This is a genomic window from Pseudoalteromonas atlantica, from assembly GCF_043641955.1.
In the GTDB taxonomy this organism is placed as follows: domain Bacteria; phylum Pseudomonadota; class Gammaproteobacteria; order Enterobacterales; family Alteromonadaceae; genus Pseudoalteromonas; species Pseudoalteromonas atlantica_A.
The window spans coordinates 706,539-724,488 of the sequence record NZ_JBHZRV010000001.1 but is presented as its reverse complement, the minus strand read 5'-3'; the positions used below and the strand labels follow the sequence as shown (position 1 = coordinate 724,488).

Annotated in this window: 9 protein-coding genes; 6 read left to right on the top strand and 3 right to left on the bottom strand. The window is 40.5% G+C overall.

Annotated elements, in window-relative coordinates:
* Positions 1–5 precede the first annotated feature (5 nt).
* The 3 genes from ACHUE3_RS02980 to ACHUE3_RS02970 all read right to left on the bottom strand — a co-directional run bounded on the left by ACHUE3_RS02980 (position 6) and on the right by ACHUE3_RS02970 (position 5,796).
* Positions 6–854 carry an alpha/beta hydrolase family protein gene (locus ACHUE3_RS02980; RefSeq protein WP_394190020.1) on the bottom strand — a complete coding sequence of 283 codons (849 nt, stop codon included), beginning with the start codon at positions 852–854 and terminating at the stop codon, positions 6–8.
* Positions 855–968: 114 nt separating this feature from the next.
* Complete coding sequence (locus tag ACHUE3_RS02975; RefSeq protein WP_394190018.1) at positions 969–4,394, bottom strand: LamG-like jellyroll fold domain-containing protein; 3,426 nt, start codon at positions 4,392–4,394, stop codon at positions 969–971.
* 439 nt (positions 4,395–4,833) lie between these two features.
* The gene (locus ACHUE3_RS02970; RefSeq protein ID WP_394190016.1) at positions 4,834–5,796 is read right to left on the bottom strand and encodes a glycoside hydrolase family 43 protein; all 963 of its coding nucleotides are present in this window, start codon (positions 5,794–5,796) and stop codon (positions 4,834–4,836) included.
* Between the two features lie 538 nt (positions 5,797–6,334).
* Here ACHUE3_RS02970 and ACHUE3_RS02965 point away from each other — a divergent pair.
* From ACHUE3_RS02965 to ACHUE3_RS02940, 6 genes are all read left to right on the top strand, one after another.
* Positions 6,335–9,166 (top strand): TonB-dependent receptor, encoded by a 2,832-nt coding sequence (locus ACHUE3_RS02965; protein ID WP_394190014.1) that lies wholly within the window; start codon positions 6,335–6,337, stop codon positions 9,164–9,166.
* A 525-nt stretch (positions 9,167–9,691) separates the two neighbouring features.
* Entirely contained in the window at positions 9,692–12,490 is a 2,799-nt protein-coding gene (locus ACHUE3_RS02960; protein ID WP_394190012.1) for a TonB-dependent receptor, read from the top strand.
* Between the two features lie 236 nt (positions 12,491–12,726).
* Positions 12,727–14,064 carry an MFS transporter gene (locus tag ACHUE3_RS02955; protein WP_394190010.1) on the top strand — a complete coding sequence of 446 codons (1,338 nt, stop codon included), beginning with the start codon at positions 12,727–12,729 and terminating at the stop codon, positions 14,062–14,064.
* A 14-nt stretch (positions 14,065–14,078) separates the two neighbouring features.
* Entirely contained in the window at positions 14,079–15,023 is a 945-nt protein-coding gene (locus ACHUE3_RS02950; RefSeq protein WP_394190008.1) for a glycoside hydrolase family 43 protein, read from the top strand.
* Between the two features lie 10 nt (positions 15,024–15,033).
* A complete protein-coding gene (locus ACHUE3_RS02945; RefSeq protein WP_394190006.1) occupies positions 15,034–17,487 on the top strand; it encodes a beta-L-arabinofuranosidase domain-containing protein in 2,454 nt (817 codons plus the stop codon).
* Positions 17,488–17,497: 10 nt separating this feature from the next.
* Positions 17,498–17,929, top strand: coding sequence for an FKBP-type peptidyl-prolyl cis-trans isomerase (locus tag ACHUE3_RS02940; protein ID WP_394190004.1), 432 nt, complete (start codon positions 17,498–17,500; stop codon positions 17,927–17,929).
* Positions 17,930–17,950 lie beyond the last annotated feature (21 nt).

The following is a 17,950-nucleotide window of genomic DNA, read 5'->3' as shown; positions in this document are numbered from 1 at the left end:
TCCTTTTAAAATTGCTTTGCTTTTATATCCCAACTGACAAAATCAGCGGTTTGGCCCTGTAAAAATAGCCCTGAATTGCTTTGTTTATCTTTTAATTGCCAATCCAACCATTTAATCGCTAACTTTGAGAATGACCCGCCATACGGCTGTTCAAACGTTCCAGAATGGCCAGCTGTTTTATGATTAGCAAATACTACGGGTACATGATTTATGCGTTGATAATCAAGCTTGGCATTATTAGTGGCAATATCAGTAGGACCGCCAACAAGGTAGATAACAGGAGCATGCAAGTTTTGCAGTGACATAACATCTGCGTTTGCCATGGTCATATCACCAATGCCTGAATTAAACATTAAATAGCTGCTGACTCTTTTATCTGCGGCAGTGGCAAGTAGTTGCGCGCCGCCACACGATTGGCCTGCTATAGCAATTCTCTCAAGGTTTGCGCTTTGGTAAAATTCACTTAACGGATTTGCCGATTGCGCTGTGATCCAATCAATCGCGTGAGGGATCATGCTATTACTGGCCTTATTTAAGGGCCTGTCATCCAGACTGTTTTGCATTTTGCCTAATGCAATCACTAAGTAACCATGCGAGGCAATGTCCAAGAGCATATGCTCAAATGGATATGAGGTATCCATACAGCCGCCATTAGCAAATACCATAATGGGTAATTTTGTTGACTGGTTTAACTCTTTTGGGCGGTAAATAACATAGTCACCTAATGAACTTTCAGTGGCTGCAATAGCGCTAAATGCGCCACTGCCACCACCATCTATGACTTTAAACTCGATGGTTTTTGCAATACACAAGCTTGGAGCAAGCCATAAGAGCATGATTAAAAAGTGGTGCATCGTATTCCCTTGAAGTTATTATGAAAACCTGAATTGTTTAGTAAAAAAAGCCAGACTCTCGTCTGGCTTTTTATGACAACAAACTATCGGGTAAGGCAGCTCACCCTAAATAGCTTACTCTTGTGCAGTAGCTGCATCGTAGAGTGCTTTGATTGCGTCAGCATCGATTGCTCCGTTAAATATTTTTAACTCATCAACCGCGCCGTTGAAAGGTGTATCCCAGTAGTTTACACCTAACGCAAATTCATTGGTTTCGCCTTCAACAGTAAACACGCGAGGGAAGCCACCTGCTTCAATTTTAAGCTCACCGTTTACATACATCTTCAAGGTGTCACCGTTCGTTCCGTAAACAGTGAAGGCAACATGTGACCACTCTTTGGCTGGCAGTCGCATGCCTAAATCGCCATTATCAAAGAACGCACCGCCGCCATTTGCCCAAAGGCGAGTCGCATTCGAATCAACCATTGAGGGAACTAAGCTTATCCATGCAGACGAACTTGCGCCTGCAAAAAATGCAGTGGTGTAATCTGAGAACGTTTCCGGCTTTAACCACATAGACACAGAATAGTCGTTGGTTGTGATCAAGTTATTTGGTAAACGCACCCCTGAGCCTTGCAAGAATACTGCTTGGCCTTTAATACCTTCAACAAAAGTGACGTTACCGCCAGTGTTATCAATTCGGTCGCCAGTAGGCTTTGCATTTGCGTAAGCTGCTTTTAGTTCAGCCAAATCGCCCTCAAAGCTGTATTCTGCAGGGGCAAGTGATTTAACGGTAACCTCAAAGGTTTTGGTATCGGTAAAGTCTTTATAGTTAATAGTGGCTGTTAAAGTAACAACTTGGTCACCCGCATTGGCGCTTGGCTGATTAACAACGGCAGTGCCATTAATAGGTTTTAAGAACTCTTCATTATTTGATGTCCAGCTAATCCCCGACACAAATGGCCCAACACGCGGCAAGGTAAAGCTTTCACGGATTGCGCTTGTATCACCTAAGTCCAGCGCATCGGTAATAAAGGTTTCAAACTTAGTTGGGTCAGTTAAATTGTTAATCGCTGCGCCATTAATATCTAAGCTGTTTAATGCGTAGTCATAGACAATAAACTCATCGATTTGACCTTGGAACGGAATATCCCAACCAAAGTTTACACCCAGTGCAAATTTAGCCGTATCACCACTAAACATGTCAGGACGTGGCATAGAGCCAACAAGTGTGCCGTTAGAGTAGTATTTCATTGTGCCATTGGCATAACTAATAGTGACATGGTTCCACTCACCTGGCGTGGCACCTTGAGTCATCTCAATTTGATTCCACTGCTCTACCTCTGGTTCAACTAGATAGCGACTCCATAAAATCGTATTTGTGGTGAAATGAGGCGCGCCACCAGGGATATAACTTACCCAGCGATCAGCGTTTTCAGCGGCAAAAAAGGCAGGGCTATAACCAGTTACAACATCAGGTTTAGACCAAAATGAAACTGTGTAGTTATCTGAGTTGATTATGTCATCGGGTAACCTAACACCGGTGGCGCCATCAAAGTTAAATGCTTGACCTGTTTGACCCGCAGCATAGGCTGGCGTACCAACACCTGTGTTGTCCAAATTGTTATCTGTGGTCATGGCATCAGCAAGGTTGCTTAAATTATCTGTTAAGCCGTTTTCAAAGCTATAGTGCGCAATGGCGTTTTTAAAGACTGGGCGTGCTTTTACATTCACATTAAAAGATTTGGTGGTTGTTTCACCATTGAGTGAGATATTCGCCGTCAAGGTTACAGCTTGGTCACCCCGATCAGGGGTGGGTATAAACACATTGCCTTGTGTATCAATGTAATATTCATTACTTGATTCCCAGCTGATTGCCGTACCCGCTTTGCCTTTTGTAGGTAAAGCATATCCCTCATCGTCGATTGTCAGCTCAGTTTTTATATCCAGTGCATCGCTTACGCTCGCTAATACTGTTGAAGTTTCATCAATTTCAGCGACCTTACTACCCCAGACTGTGGCATTTTCTAACGATACGGCAGAAAAAGTGACGACCAGATCTTTTTTACCATCATCCCATTGCCATTTAGCCACACCGTAAAATGTACCAGACTCAAGCTCTAGTTTTACGTTTGAATCATCTACCATGTACCAAATACCTGTTTCATCACCTGTTACTGAGTGATCGGCATTTAAAGCAATGTGAGTAGAGCGCACCGCGCTGGTATTCACATCAGTACCATGATGTATAAATTTATAGTAACCGTATAGCTGCTCAGCGATCACTTGGTTATCACCCTCTAGTGGCACATAACGTTGTGGTGATGTAACAGGCCAACCTAATGAATTGATAAACATTTCGTGTACGCGAACTTGGTGTGCTTCACTTGTAGAGGGAAACGGCGTCGAGGTTTGTGGGAAGCGTGTGTGAGTAATTAATAAGTGACGGCCAGTCGCTTCGTCGTAATGGGCAGAGTTATGACCCGGTGATTGATAACCCCAAGCTGGTGAGGTTTCACCCAGCTCTTGCGTGTATTCAAAACCACCTAATAACTTTTCACCAATCTCTAAACCACCTACAGCGGCAATATCGTTACCCGCGGTATCTAAGTATGGGCCATCTGGCGTTTTTGAACGTGCTATACGAATGTTATAACCGCCGTTTACATCAAAGCCTGCCACTGAATAAAATAAGTAGTAGTAGTCACTTTCAGGGCTATACATAGCAAAGGCGCCTTCAATAGCTCTGAAATCACCACCTACAAGATGTTTGCCATAGCCTTGCTCAGCATCTGGCATGCCGGTTTCTTCATCCATAGCTAGTACAAATATACCGCCAGAATATGAACCGTAAACCATCCATAATTGGCCATCTTTATCATAAAAGGCAGCAGGGTCAATGGCATTTGGATCAACGGCGCCATTCCACGTTGTTTGGCCGTTATCAAGCGGGTACTGTGCAAACTCATCATCGTTGCGATAGCCACTGCGTAAAAACACGCCTTTATCTGTATATGGGCCTTCTATGTTGTCGGCTTCTGCAAGCCCTAAATAAGAGCGGTTCCAGCATACTTCGTCGAATACATCCGGTGTATCAGGATTGTCCTGTGCACAGTGATTATAATAAAACCAAAATTTACCGTTTGGTGCTTTAACAACGTCAGCAGCCCAGTTACCAGTGAAGCCATCAGTCCATTCAATACCTTGGGCAATCTCGCCTGTATAGTCAAAATCAAACAGTGGACTTTCGTTAACCGCAGCATTGGCTGACAGGCTTGAAATCATTTCCCAATTTAGTAAGTCAGTGGATTTAGCGGCGGCTAAGTGTGAACCAAATATGTAGTAAGTACCCTCAGTTTCAATGACTGAAGGGTCATGTACCCCGACATAGCTTACAGCTACATTGCCATCATCATTGAAGGTGACGCTATCACTTATGTTAGGTTTTGCGCTTTGTGGATCAGCTACAGCTGGCGATGACTCTAGCTTGGTACCTTCTTCTTTACATGCTGTTAAAGCTAAAGCGCAGGTAATAACCATTGCTAGTTTAGTTAGTTTCATTTTGTGTGTCCTCTTATTACTGGGATTTTTGTTATTTCATGTTGTCAATAAAATTGCTGTGCACCTAACGTAAAAACAGTAACTGCGTATTATTGTAATTTTATAGTACTATTTAAAATGTGCAAATACTTTTGCAAAAGTAATTAAAATGTAAATGAAAAGTGCTTTGTTTATAATGCTTACAGCGATGTTTTAAATTTTTTCAAGTAACTATTTGCGGCAAATAATCGAAGCGTTGCGCGAAATTAGCGGGTATTTCATATATGGTCAGAACTAAAAAAAGGTACATAAAAGACTTATTTGTTTAGCTAATTCAACCCTAAGCCAACCCAATTAGAATTGAAAAAAGTTATTGCAGTAAAAACGATTTACTTACCAATAGTAGGCTTTAAATAATAGTCATGAGGGCCCTTTAGTGAGAGCCCAATTGTTAACTAAGTTATTTACTTTTACTCAACCCTTCAGTGGTCATGATGATGCGCTGTAAAGAGCCATCTTCATTATAAAGTAGTGGCTCAATTGCAACAGAACGACGAAAGCGTCCGCCACTTGGTTTGCCGTCTTTTGGAGGGACTGCACCAGTATGGTAAATAAAGTAACTTTTGCCTTTAAACTCAATAATTGATTGGTGGTTAGTTTCACTGTTACCGGCTATTTCATTCAAAATACCTTTGTACTGCCATGGTCCATGAATACTTTTACTCATTGCATAGCAGATTTTCTCAGGGAATTCGCATGCATAAGAAACATAATAGTATTCATCTTTTTTATGAACCCACAGTGCTTCAGTAAAGTTCGGTAAATCAATGGTCTGAATTTCGCCATCTAAGCTGAGCAAATCGTCACTAAGCTTTACATATTTAGGCATTAGGTTACCAAAAAACATGTATGTGTCGCCGTTTTCTTCTTCATATATGGCAGGATCAATATCGTCCCAATCATTTGGTGTATGTTTGGTCATATCATCGGTGACTAGGGCGCGTCCGATGGCATCTTTAAATGGCCCAGTAGGAGATTGTGAGGTGGCTACACCAATTGCAAAACCAGGTTTCGTTTCATCATGACGTACAGTGGTAAAGAAATAAAAAGTGCCGTCGCGTTCAATCATATGCGCTGCCCACGCATCGCCTTTAGCCCACTTAAAATCGGTAGCTTTCATTATAGGGCCGTGTTTTTCCCAATTCACCATGTCGGTTGAAGAAAAGGCAAGCCAATCATGCATCTCAAAGAAAACATCATTATTAGGGGCTTCATCATGACCGGTATAGAGATAAACCGTATCCTCGTGTACCAAGGCAGCAGGGTCCGCGGTAAATACATCAGTAAATAATGGATTTTGTGCAACTGCCATCGTGCTAGATAATAGTAATGGTAGTGCTAGGGCTTTTAATTTAGTGTTCATGAAGTGTCCTATGTGATTAATAATTATAATGAACATGCGCTCTTCACGGTTACCGACTCAAATTGTATTATAGAGCAAACATAGGGCTCAACTGGTACAAATAAGTAAACATACAGTGAAAAAATAGTTTTTATTGTAATATTGTATTTTTAATATATTAGCATCAAAATTGTTAAGGTAAATATCTTGTTACTCATTTTTTACCATCAGTCACCTCTAAAATGTACTCATAAATAATTTAAAGTACTGATTTAAAAGTTTATTTCTGTTTTATCAATGTGTGTAAGCATGCGAGTAAGTTTAAATTACGAGAGAAACCTAATATTTATTACAGGTGTTTTTAATTTAGAGCTTAGAGTTGACCGATGATTAGTCATACAATATGATTAAAGTTCGGGCTTTATTCTATTAACACAATAATATGTAGATCCCCGTGTACTGTTTTGACAACATCTCTGGACAATACAGTGGTCATTCTCGGTGGCTAAATGGAGCAGTTCAGCGTGCCGATAAAACTATAATTAGGAGAACACCGCTTATGTTTAAAAGAACACACATAGCCAGTGCGATGATTCTGGCATTCACCTGCCAACTTACCTACGCACAACAAGAAGCAATCAACACAACAGAAGAAAGCGCTGATGATATCGAGGTTATTCAAGTTACAGGTATTCGTGGCAGTCTAAATAAAGCGTTAGATGAGAAACGTGCTAGCGTGCAAATTGTTGACGCTATTATTGCTGAAGATATTGGTAAATTCCCTGATAACAATGTAGTAGAAGCATTGCAACGGGTAACAGGGGTACAAACAACAGGCCGTGGTGCTGGTGAAGTAAGCCAAGTATCAATTCGTGGTTTGACTGATGTACATACTACAGTAAATGGTCGTGATATCTTTACCGGCGCTGGGCGAGATGTATCATTGCAAGACATTCCTGCAAGTTTATTATCTGGCGTAACTGTTTATAAAACGCGCTCGGCAGATCAAGTAGAACGTGGTATTGCCGGTTCAATTGATATTAAAACCAACCGTCCATTTAACTTTGACGGTGAAAAAGTCGTACTCGCTGCGCGAGGTATTTATTCAGACCAGCCAGATAAAGTGGACCCAAACATTAGTGCTTTATTAAGTAATCGTTGGGAAGTAGATGGTGGTGGTGAATTTGGTGCATTAGTGAATATCTCATATGCGCAAACTCATTACCGTGATGACACCATGACCGCTGGTGCTGCATTTCCATTCTTTAATGATAAACCGGCTACAGGCTATTCTCCTTATTCACGTGTTCCGAACCGAGATCCGCAAGGAAATCTGATTTGGCAAGCAGGCCTTGAAGGCGGCCTTCCTTCTGCTGGGGGGTCTACATTGAATATCGGTGGGGTACCAACAGAATATTTACTTGCCCGCGATGCTATTTTTGGTACATCTTTCACCGGTCTTCGTAAACGTCCAGCTGCGTCAGTGTCTTTACAATGGGCACCGGTCGATACCTTAGAAATTACAGCGGAAGGTTTTTACACCGGTTATGAAAACGAATCGCAAAATGCGCTTTGGTTCTCTAATACTTTTGAAAACGGTAACGGCTTCATCGAAACACCAATTACGTTTGACGGCACTAATGTTGTAAAAGAAAAACAAGCAATAGGTGCAGGTGGCTTTCAAAGTGGTGACTCAAATTCTGAAAAAACCGACAGCTACTTATATGCCCTAGGCGCTAACTGGCAGGCTAGTGATTATTTAACGATAAATACCGAAGTTGTGTACCAAGAAAGTGAATTTGAAAGTGACTTTATTGGCATGCGGTTTGATCGTGTAGCTACGGGTCTTGATGTTGATTTTAATGATAATGATGGTATGCCAGGTATTGCATTTTGGGATGATCCAAACACTGCTGTAAATGAAGCTGACATGGCAGCCATCGAAAATTGGAATGCAGGCACGCTTTACGACAATGGTGGTGGTAATAGTGGTGATTCACTTACGTTTACCTTTGATGCTGAGTATTTAGTTGGTGGCACTTACATCGATAAAGTAAAATTTGGTGGGCGCTATGAAAACCGTACTGCACAAGAATTTACCCGTACGCAAGATAGCGGTATTGGCAATACATCTGTCGCGCAATTAATTGAGCTGCTGGCATCTAATGGCGCATCAGGTGACGGCTCAGGTATGGTTTATCAAGTTGATGATTACCTTGATGGTCGTGCAGATGTGTTTGACAGCTTCATCACTGCAGATGGTGGTTACTTACTTGATAACGCTAATGTAATACGCGATATATATGACCTAGAAGCCGAAGATAAATATAAAACATTTGATATCGACGAAACCTCATATGCATTATATGCCACGACGAATTTTTTCTTAACAGAAAATATTAGTGGTGAAATTGGTGTCCGTTACGTGAGCTACGAGCAAGACATGCAATTCACTGCAGAAACAGGCACTAATACCAATGTATTTGATTCAAGTTCAGCCAATGCAGATGTTAGTAAAGTACTGCCAAGCTTAATGCTGAACTGGAATATAACCGATGATTTAGTTGGCCGTGTTGCTTATACGCAAACCTTGCGTATGCCAAACTTTGCTGACTTAAACGCGCTGCGTTACTGGACTGATCCTTTAACCGAGGGGGCTATCTATGGTACCGGTACTGGTGGTAACCCAGAACTTAAGCCCACTGAATCTAAAAACTATGATTTATCTTTAGAGTGGTATTTTGCTGACTCAAGTTCAATTTATGGTGCTTACTTTAAACGCGAAGTGGAGGGCTTAGTTGTACCTGGTCGTAAAACAATAGTGCGTGAAGATAACAATGGCGAAATGCGTCCATTTGTATTGAGCACACCAGATAATGCATCTAATGGTGAGTTATCAGGGTTTGAATTGGGTGCTGTTTACTTCCCTGACAATGTGCCAGATATCTTACAAGGTATAGGAGTACAAGCTAGTTTAACCTTACTGGATTCATCACAAGACACCCCTGATTTTGATGAAGAAGGTAACTTATCTGGTTACATTGATTCTAATATGGCGGGTGTATCGGATGAGTCATATAGCATCGTCGGTATTTATGAGCGAGATTCTTATGATATGCGCTTATCTTATGTCTGGCGTTCTGAGTTTTATACCGGCAACGAAGCGGCTATTTTTGCTAACCCGTTACAATTTTGGAACCGTCCTGAGCAAAGCTTAGATTTTCAGTTTAGTTATGACATGACGGATGATTTTGTGGTGACATTTGATGCAACAAACATCTTAGATGATGTGTATCAAAGCTATTACGGTGAAGGCAACGATAATCTATTTAACTTTAGTAATGGTGTTTATTCTCGCACATTCGCGATTGGCGCACGTTACACTTTCTAAGTGTTAATTTAAGCCTAAAACTGTTAGTTAAAAAGCCCCAGAATGTCTGGGGCTTTTTGTATTTCACTTCGCCTTTAATCTAGGGTAGAAAATAGCAATGTTTGTAGTAAAGAAGTCATCATGAACATTAGTATGCACGTGTTTTAGACAAATAAATTAGCCCCTAAATTGTAATATAGTAGTTTTATTGGTCGAATTAAATAAAAATAACTTTATTTAATTGTTGTTAAAATATAATTAAGTTCTTCATTTTCTCCATAGTAAAATAGCTAAGCCTTTGTTGTTAAGGGTTTTATAACATAGCCTTCATAAATCTGTAGCCTTTAATGAGATTTTTAAAATTAACATTTATTTATCTTTACAAGTTGACTGTTAATTAATCATACAATATTATCAATTTAAGGCAGCAAATAATTAACATAATAAAAGGCAACCTTAGTTGAGGCTCCGACAACAAGCTTCATTAATAAGGGCAAGCAGAGGGCAATTAGTCTTCTGGGGAAAATATAAATGGAGAACACCAACATGTTCAAAAAAACACACATAGCAAGTGCAATTATACTAGCAGTCTCATGTCAATTAGCATATGCACAGCAAGAAGATAATACATCAGCGAATGCTGAAAAAGATGATTTGGAAATTATTGTTGTCTCAGGCATTCGTGGCAGTTTAAATAAAGGCTTAAACATTAAGCGACAATCTTTTCAAGTTGTTGATGCGATTGTTGCCGAAGATATTGGTAAATTTCCAGATAATAACGTTGTAGAAGCGCTACAGCGAGTAACCGGTATACAAGTTACTGACCGTGGTGCAGGTGAAGTAAATACGGTATCTATCCGTGGTTTAACTGATGTAACAACAACGGTGAACGGTCGTCAAATATTTACTGCTGCTGGTCGTAATGTAGCGCTTGCCGACATTCCAGCTGCATTATTAGAAAGTGTTGATGTTTATAAAACCCGTTCTTCATCACAAGTAGGTAGTGGTATTGCTGGCCAAATTGATATTAAAACTCAGCGTCCATTTAACTTTGATGGCTCAAAAGTAGTCGCTTCAGCTCGTGGTATTTATCAAGAGCAGGCTGATGAGCTAGATCCAAATATATCTTTATTGGCAACGAATCGCTGGGACTCAGGTGTTGGTGAGTTTGGTGCGTTAGTTAACGTTTCGTATGGTGAAACTCATTATCGTGACCAAAATATTGCCGCTGGTGCCATGGTACCTTTTATGACCTTAAACCCTGCAGCAGGTTATGGCCCACTCGAACGTATTTTCCCAAGCAATGGCAATGTAAGTGAAAGCCCTATATGGGAGCCAGGACTTGAGAGTGGCCTACCGTTTCAACAGGGTTCCACATTAAATATTAATGGGGTGCCAACTGAGTATTATTTATCTCGTGATGCTGTTTTTGCTAGTGATTATACAGGTAAACGTGAACGTCCTGCGGCAAATGTTGCTTTTCAATGGCGCCCTAATGACGACTCACAATACCACTTTGAGGCATTTTACAATGGTTATCGTAATGAATCATTTAACTCTCTAAGTTTTACTTTTGTTGATTGGTGGGGCAACGTTGATACGCAAAACCCGCCAGTAACATTTGATGGTACTAACATCATTAAAGAACGTTATGTTGATGCACCGTATGGGTTTAATAGTGGTGACTTAACGGTTAGCAAGACAGACAGTTTTGTTTATGCACTCGGTGGTGAATGGGCTATTACAGATACCTTTAACCTCTCTTCAGAAATTTACTATCAAGACAGCCAGTATGAAACAGAGTTTCTTGCTATGCGAAGCGATCGTGTTGCCCCTGGCTTGAATGTAGATTTTAATGATAAAGATGGTATACCTTCATTAGAATATGTAGATAACCCTGATACTGATGTAAACGAAGCAGATTTAACCGATACTTCGCAATGGAATGTAGCTGAACTATACGACAATGGCGGTTCATCTAAAGGCGATGCTCTAACGTTTACACTAGACGGTGAGTTATTTGTAGATAACTTCGGCTTTGACGGAATGCAGTTTGGTGTTCGCTATGACAAGCGCGGTGCAACAGATTCAGTGCGAGAAGCTGGTGGCAATGCATTAGGTCAATCATTTGACTCATTGGATGCGGGCCTTGCAGCTGTGAATAATGGTTTCTTTGATGGTAATGCAAACTTCCCGTCAAGCTGGGTAGCACCAAGTGGAAATTATATTTATAACAACCGTCCACAGTTCCGTGAGCTTTATGGTATTCAAGCGGAAGATCTCGTGTTAGAAAATACCTTTGATATTGATGAAACGTCCTATGCGGTTTATGTCCAAGGTGATTTTTCAACTACGTTGTTTGGCCGTGATTTTGATGGTCAGGTAGGCCTTCGCTATGAAAGCGCTAAGGCTGAAATGACTTTCTTTGATATTAATCAAAACCCGACAGCTGTCAGTACCGCTGAAAATAGTTCATCAAGTATATTACCAAGCATTGTAGTGCGTTATCATTTAGCGGAAGATGTTATTGCTCGTGCAGCTTACACAGAGACGATTCGTCGCCCTGATTTTGCGCAGTTAAATTCGTTTATTTATTATGCAGAAGACGTGACCAACATTGGCTACGGCACAGCAAGCAGTGGTAACTCAGATCTTAAGCCTGTTGAATCAAAGAACTATGACCTAACACTTGAATGGTACTTTGCTGATGACAGCTCATTATACGGAACTTTGTTTAAGCGTGATATTGAAGGCTTTGTATTTGACTCAAGAAGTATTGTAGATTACCAAGGGCCAGATGACGATGCGCCATATCCTTATATTTTAAGTCAGCCTGATAACTCCTCAAATGGCACATTAGATGGCTTAGAGCTTGGTTTAGTTTATTTCCCTGATAATTTACCAAGTTGGTTAATGGGTGCCGGTATTCAAGCAAGTGCTACGCTTCTTGATTCAAGCCAAGACTTGCCAATATACGAAGAAGGTGAACTGACAGGGTATACTTCACGTGACATGTTTGGTGTCTCTAAGTCATCTTATTCAACTGTACTTATTTATGAACGCGAAGACTTTGATATGCGTTTAGGCTATGTATGGCGTGATAACTTCTTAAATAACTACGAAGCAGCCCAGTTTGCTAACCCACTAGGTGTCTATCGTCGCCCAGAGCAAAGCTTGGATTTCCAGTTAAGTTACGATGTAACAGAGAACTTTATGATTACCTTTGATGGTACTAACTTAACTGAAGAGTTAGCACAAAGTTATTATGAGTACCCAACCACTCATAATTCAAATAGTGCACTATATAGTCGTACATTCGCATTGGGTGCACGTTACTCATTCTGATATGTGTGTTTAAGTCGAAAGCCTCGGATTATCCGGGGCTTTTTTATTTTCTAGAATCTGGCTTTAAATGGTTGCGTTATAAATAGTATGATAATACTATTAATGGTGTTAGCATTAAATTTACAATAATAAGCAATACAATGGTCACCAGTGTGATAAAACAAAGAATAGGTGACCTTTATTCTTTTAAATATGAAGTATTAAGGTACTACGTATTTTAAAAATCAGGTAGTTGTATGGAAAATCAAAAGTTATCAGTGGTAGAAAAAGTCGGTTTTGGTGCCGGCGATATGGCAGTGAACGTGATGGTTGCTGCGTTATTTTATTTTATGTCGTTTTTCTACACCGACATTTATGGCCTTGACCCTGTAGATATGGGGATATTATTTTTAGTCGCGCGTTTTGTCGATGCGTTTACTGATCCATTGATGGGGGTGGTTACTGATAAGGTAAAAACCCGCTGGGGGCAATTCCGCCACTGGTTCTTATTTTTATCTGTACCTTATGGTATTGCAATCGTTCTGCTTTTCACTACACCTGATTTTGATTACAACATGAAGTTGCTATGGGCATATCTCACCTACCTATTTGCTACTTTGATGTTTACCGGTGTCGCTATCCCTTACATTTCATACATTGGTGTATTAACAGCTGACCCAAAAGAACGTTTATCGGCGAATGGTTATCGCATGTTTTTTGCAAAAATTGCGAATGTAATCATCGTATTTTCAGTGCCTTTATTAGCATCAATGTGGGGCGGTGGAGATATTGCTCATGGTTATAAGCTAGCAATGATTTTAGTATCTACTTGCGGCGTAGCCTTGTTTTTATTCTGCTTTTTTACTACTCGCGAGCGTATTACCCATGAACCGCAAACTGAAAGTATCGCCACACAATTTAAAGCGCTGCTAAAAAATGACCAGTGGTTATTACTGTGCGCAGCGTGTGTGCTTGGCACGTTAGGTTATGCAATTCGCGGCAGCGTTGCTATGTATTATGCGACTTATTATCTAGGTGAACCTACTTTAGCTGGTGCGTTTACCAGTGCCGGCATTGCAGCCTCAATAGTGTCTATGATTGCCAGTACGTGGATAACTCAGCGCTATTGCAAAATGAAGTTATTCCGTCAATCACAAATTGCCGTATTAGTAATATCTATTGTGATGTATTTCGCCGTACAACCAGGAGATGTTTATCTTGCGTTTGTTCTATATATAATTCTTTCTTTTGTGGTTGATTTACATGCCCCTGTTTTTTGGTCTGCAATTGCAGAAGCTGTTGATTACGGTGAAATTAAAGATGGTGTACGTGCCTCTGGTCTATCGTTTGGTGGTATCTCATTTTGCCAAAAAGCAGGCGGTGGATTAGCGGGTCTTGCGGGTGGTTTATTGCTAGCATTTTTCGAATACAAACCTAATGTTGAACAATCTGAATTTACCTTAATGGGCTTAGCTTTAATGCTCACTGTTATCCCCGGGGTATTTCACGCATTGCTAGGCTTTATTTTAAAGAAATATAAAATTACCGACCAATATTATACCGATATGGTGATACGCCAACGGTTACCGAAATAAATTTAGGAGCATTTATGTCTACTTTACCTAAGCCATTGATCCCACAACGTGCCGACCCTTATATTCATAAACATACTGACGGCTATTATTATTTTACTGCCTCAGTACCTGCTTATGATGGTATTGAACTGCGCCGTGCGAAGACGCTGGAAGGGCTTGCAACAGCGACGCCAAAAATGGTCTGGACCAAACCAGCAACAGGCCCATACTCTGAGCTTATCTGGGCACCTGAAATACATTTTAATGAAGGGGCTTGGTATGTATATTTTGCCGCAGCGCCAAATCGTGAAATTAAGCATGACTTATTTCAACATCGTATGTATTCAATTAGCTGTAAAGATGCCAATCCGCTGGATGGAGATTGGGATTTTTGTGGGCAAATTGAAACCCCATGGGACACGTTCTGCCTAGATGCCACCACGTTTTATCATAATGATGAACTTTATTATTGTTGGGCGCAGAAAGAGCCTGGTGTTAAAGGAAACTCAAATCTGTACTTGGCAAAAATGTCATCACCAACAGAAATTACAGGCGATATAACACGTTTAACAATTCCAGAATTGGACTGGGAAATCATTGGTTTTTGGGTAAATGAAGGGCCTAATGTACTTAAACGAAATGGCAAAATATTTTTAACTTATTCAGCCAGTGCTACTGACGAAAACTATGCAATGGGTTTGTTATATGCGGATTTAGACAGTGACTTACTTGATATAAACAGCTGGACGAAATTACAAGAGCCTGTATTTAGAAGTAATGAACCTAAATCTATGTTTGGCCCTGGGCACAATAGTTTTACTCAAGATGAACAGGGGAACGATGTGCTGGTTTATCACTGTCGTCAATATACAGAAATAGAGGGTGATCCACTATGGAACCCCGATAGACATACTTTTACTAAACCACTTAACTGGGATAATAATGATATGCCGGTCTTTGGCAAACCTGGCGAACAATAAATAACAAGGAATGATGTGTATGTTAGCGGTAAAAAGGCTAAACGGTTTTCTTAGACTTTCAACAGTGATGCTTTGTTTATCAGCTTGCGGTGACAATACAGTGAGCGTTGAACAGCCTGTCACTGAGCAACATACACTGAGTCAAGTCCAACAGCTGTTTGCACTTAATCAGGTAGGGTTAAGTGCAAGCCCATTTTTACATGCTCAGCAAACTAACGTACGTTATTTGTTGGCATTACACCCTGATCAATTATTGGCGCCTTATTTACGTGAAGCAGGTTTAAAAACCAAGGCTTCTTCTTATGGTAACTGGGAAGACACAGGCCTTGACGGTCACATCGGTGGTCATTACTTATCTGCCTTAAGCCTTGCTTGGGCTGCAACAGGGGATAAAGAATTAAAGCGTCGTTTAGATTACATGTTAAATGAGCTACAAAAGGCGCAACAAGCTAATAACGGCTATTTGGGCGGCATACCTAATGGCCAGATAATGTGGCAAGAGATCCAAGACGGTAACATTAAAGCTGATCTATTTAGTTTAAATGATCGTTGGGTGCCACTTTATAATATAGATAAAGTTTTTCACGGTTTGCGTGATGCTTATTTAATTGCTGGCAGTGAGCAAGCTAAAGCTATGTTGTTTTCATTAGGAGAGTGGTTTTTAAACTTAACCGCTAAACTCAGTGATGCTCAAATCCAACAAATGTTGTATTCAGAGTATGGTGGCTTAAATGCGGTTTTTGCTGATATGGCAGCCATTAGTAATGATAAACGTTATTTAAAGCTAGCCCGTCAATTTACGCATGACAGCATTATAGATCCGCTGCTAGAAAAGCAAGACAAGCTGACCGGTTTACACGCAAACACGCAAATTCCAAAAATCATCGGTATGTTAAAAGTTGCCAATGCCAATGATGATAAAGCGTGGCAGCAAGGCGCTGATTACTTTTGGCAAACAGTGACTAAACAGCGCTCAGTAGCCATTGGTGGTAACAGCGTACGTGAGCATTTTCACGATAAAAACGACTTTACTCCTATGGTTGATGATGTTGAAGGCCCTGAAACCTGTAACACTTACAACATGATGAAACTTAGTAAGTTGTTGTTTTTAAATAGCGGTGATACGCGTTATTTAGACTATTATGAACGTGCTACTTATAATCATATTTTATCATCTCAGCACCCTGAACATGGTGGTTTAGTTTACTTTACCTCAATGCGACCTGGGCATTATCGTATGTATTCATCGGTACAAGATTCTATGTGGTGCTGTGTCGGTTCAGGCATTGAAAACCATAGTAAATATGGCGAGCTGATATATACTAAAAATGACGCTAATTTATGGGTTAATTTATTTATTCCAAGCACGCTAAATTGGCAGCAACAAGGTTTAAAAGTAACTCAACAAAGCCACTTTCCTGATGATAATAATATAACCTTAGTTATTAATACATTAGATAAAAAGTATAACTCATCAGCGCAGCTGTACATTCGTAAGCCTAGTTGGCTTAACGCTGACGTAAAATTTAAGCTAAATGGCAAAGCAATAAATGCCACTGCAGAGCAAGGATATTATGCAATAAAACATGACTGGCAGGATGGCGACAAATTAACTTTTACTTTAGCGCCAAAGCTGTACACAGAGCAACTGCCGGATGGCCAAGATTATTATGCAGTACTGTATGGCCCAGTGGTTATGGCAACAAAAGTACACGCATTTAAAAACGAGCAGTTGAATTTTGTGGCAGGCAACAGCCGCATGGGCCATATTGCTGCAGGGCCGACGTGTCCGCCTGAAGCACTGCCTATTATGCTCAGTGAACCTGAGCAATTTGTTGCAGGTTTAAAACGTGCGCCTAACGCTAAACTATCATTTACCACAGATAAAAATGTCGCTATTGCTCAGCAGGGTATTGGCAGCACACAAACAACTCAACTAATTCCATTCTTTAGGCTGCATGATAGTCGCTACCAAGTTTATTGGCCGCAGCAAAGTGAGGCCGAATTTACTCAATTTGTTAAAGACTCAAAAGCTGCAGAGCACGCAAAAGAGCAGTTACGCCTTTTAACTGTTGACCAAATCACACCAGGCGAGCAACAGCCTGAGGTAGAACATGATTTTAGTGGTGAAAACACTCGAGCTGGTGTTAATAATGGTCACCACTGGCGTGATGCAACAGGTTGGTTTGAATACCAATTAAGTAATCCCCAGCAACAAGCAGTTGCATTGAGGGTTCGGTATTTTAGTGGTGATATTGGACGTAAGTTTACTATTACTATAAACGGTGACACGTTAGCAAAAGTAAGCTTACCTGCTAAACAAACACCCAATGAGTTTTATACTATTTATTACCCATTAACTGACTCTATGAAACAAGCCCGTTCTTTAACCTTGCGTTTTAGTGCCGCACAAGATTCAGTGGCCGGTGGTATATACGGCATTCGCTTAATAAATAATAAGTAGTAGAGTGAGCATGAGTTTACATCATACCCAGAGCACAAACCCAACTGTCAGTTCACGACATTACCCGCTGGTGGAGCAATACATAAAACAGCCGGGTGTACATGTAACTGGAACGGGCTTAATGTATCGGATTATTACCCCTGGTTTTGGCGAATCTCCATCGTGGGATGCGACGGTTAAAGTACAGCAAAGAGTGATGACAGCAACAGGGCATGTACTTTACGATACTCGCCACATAGCAGAACTGGCAGAGTATGAAATAGCAGAAGCGATTGAAGGCTTACAAGAAGCATTACAGCTAATGTCTAAAGGAAGCCATTTCGAGCTATTAATATTGCCTCACCTTGCTTACGATATTTATAGTGTGACGCTCAATGAGTCACTGGCGGCCATAAGTGAGCAGCTTATTTTTATGGATATTACTCTAATCGATTTTAATTAAGATCTTAAATTAAAGTATAAA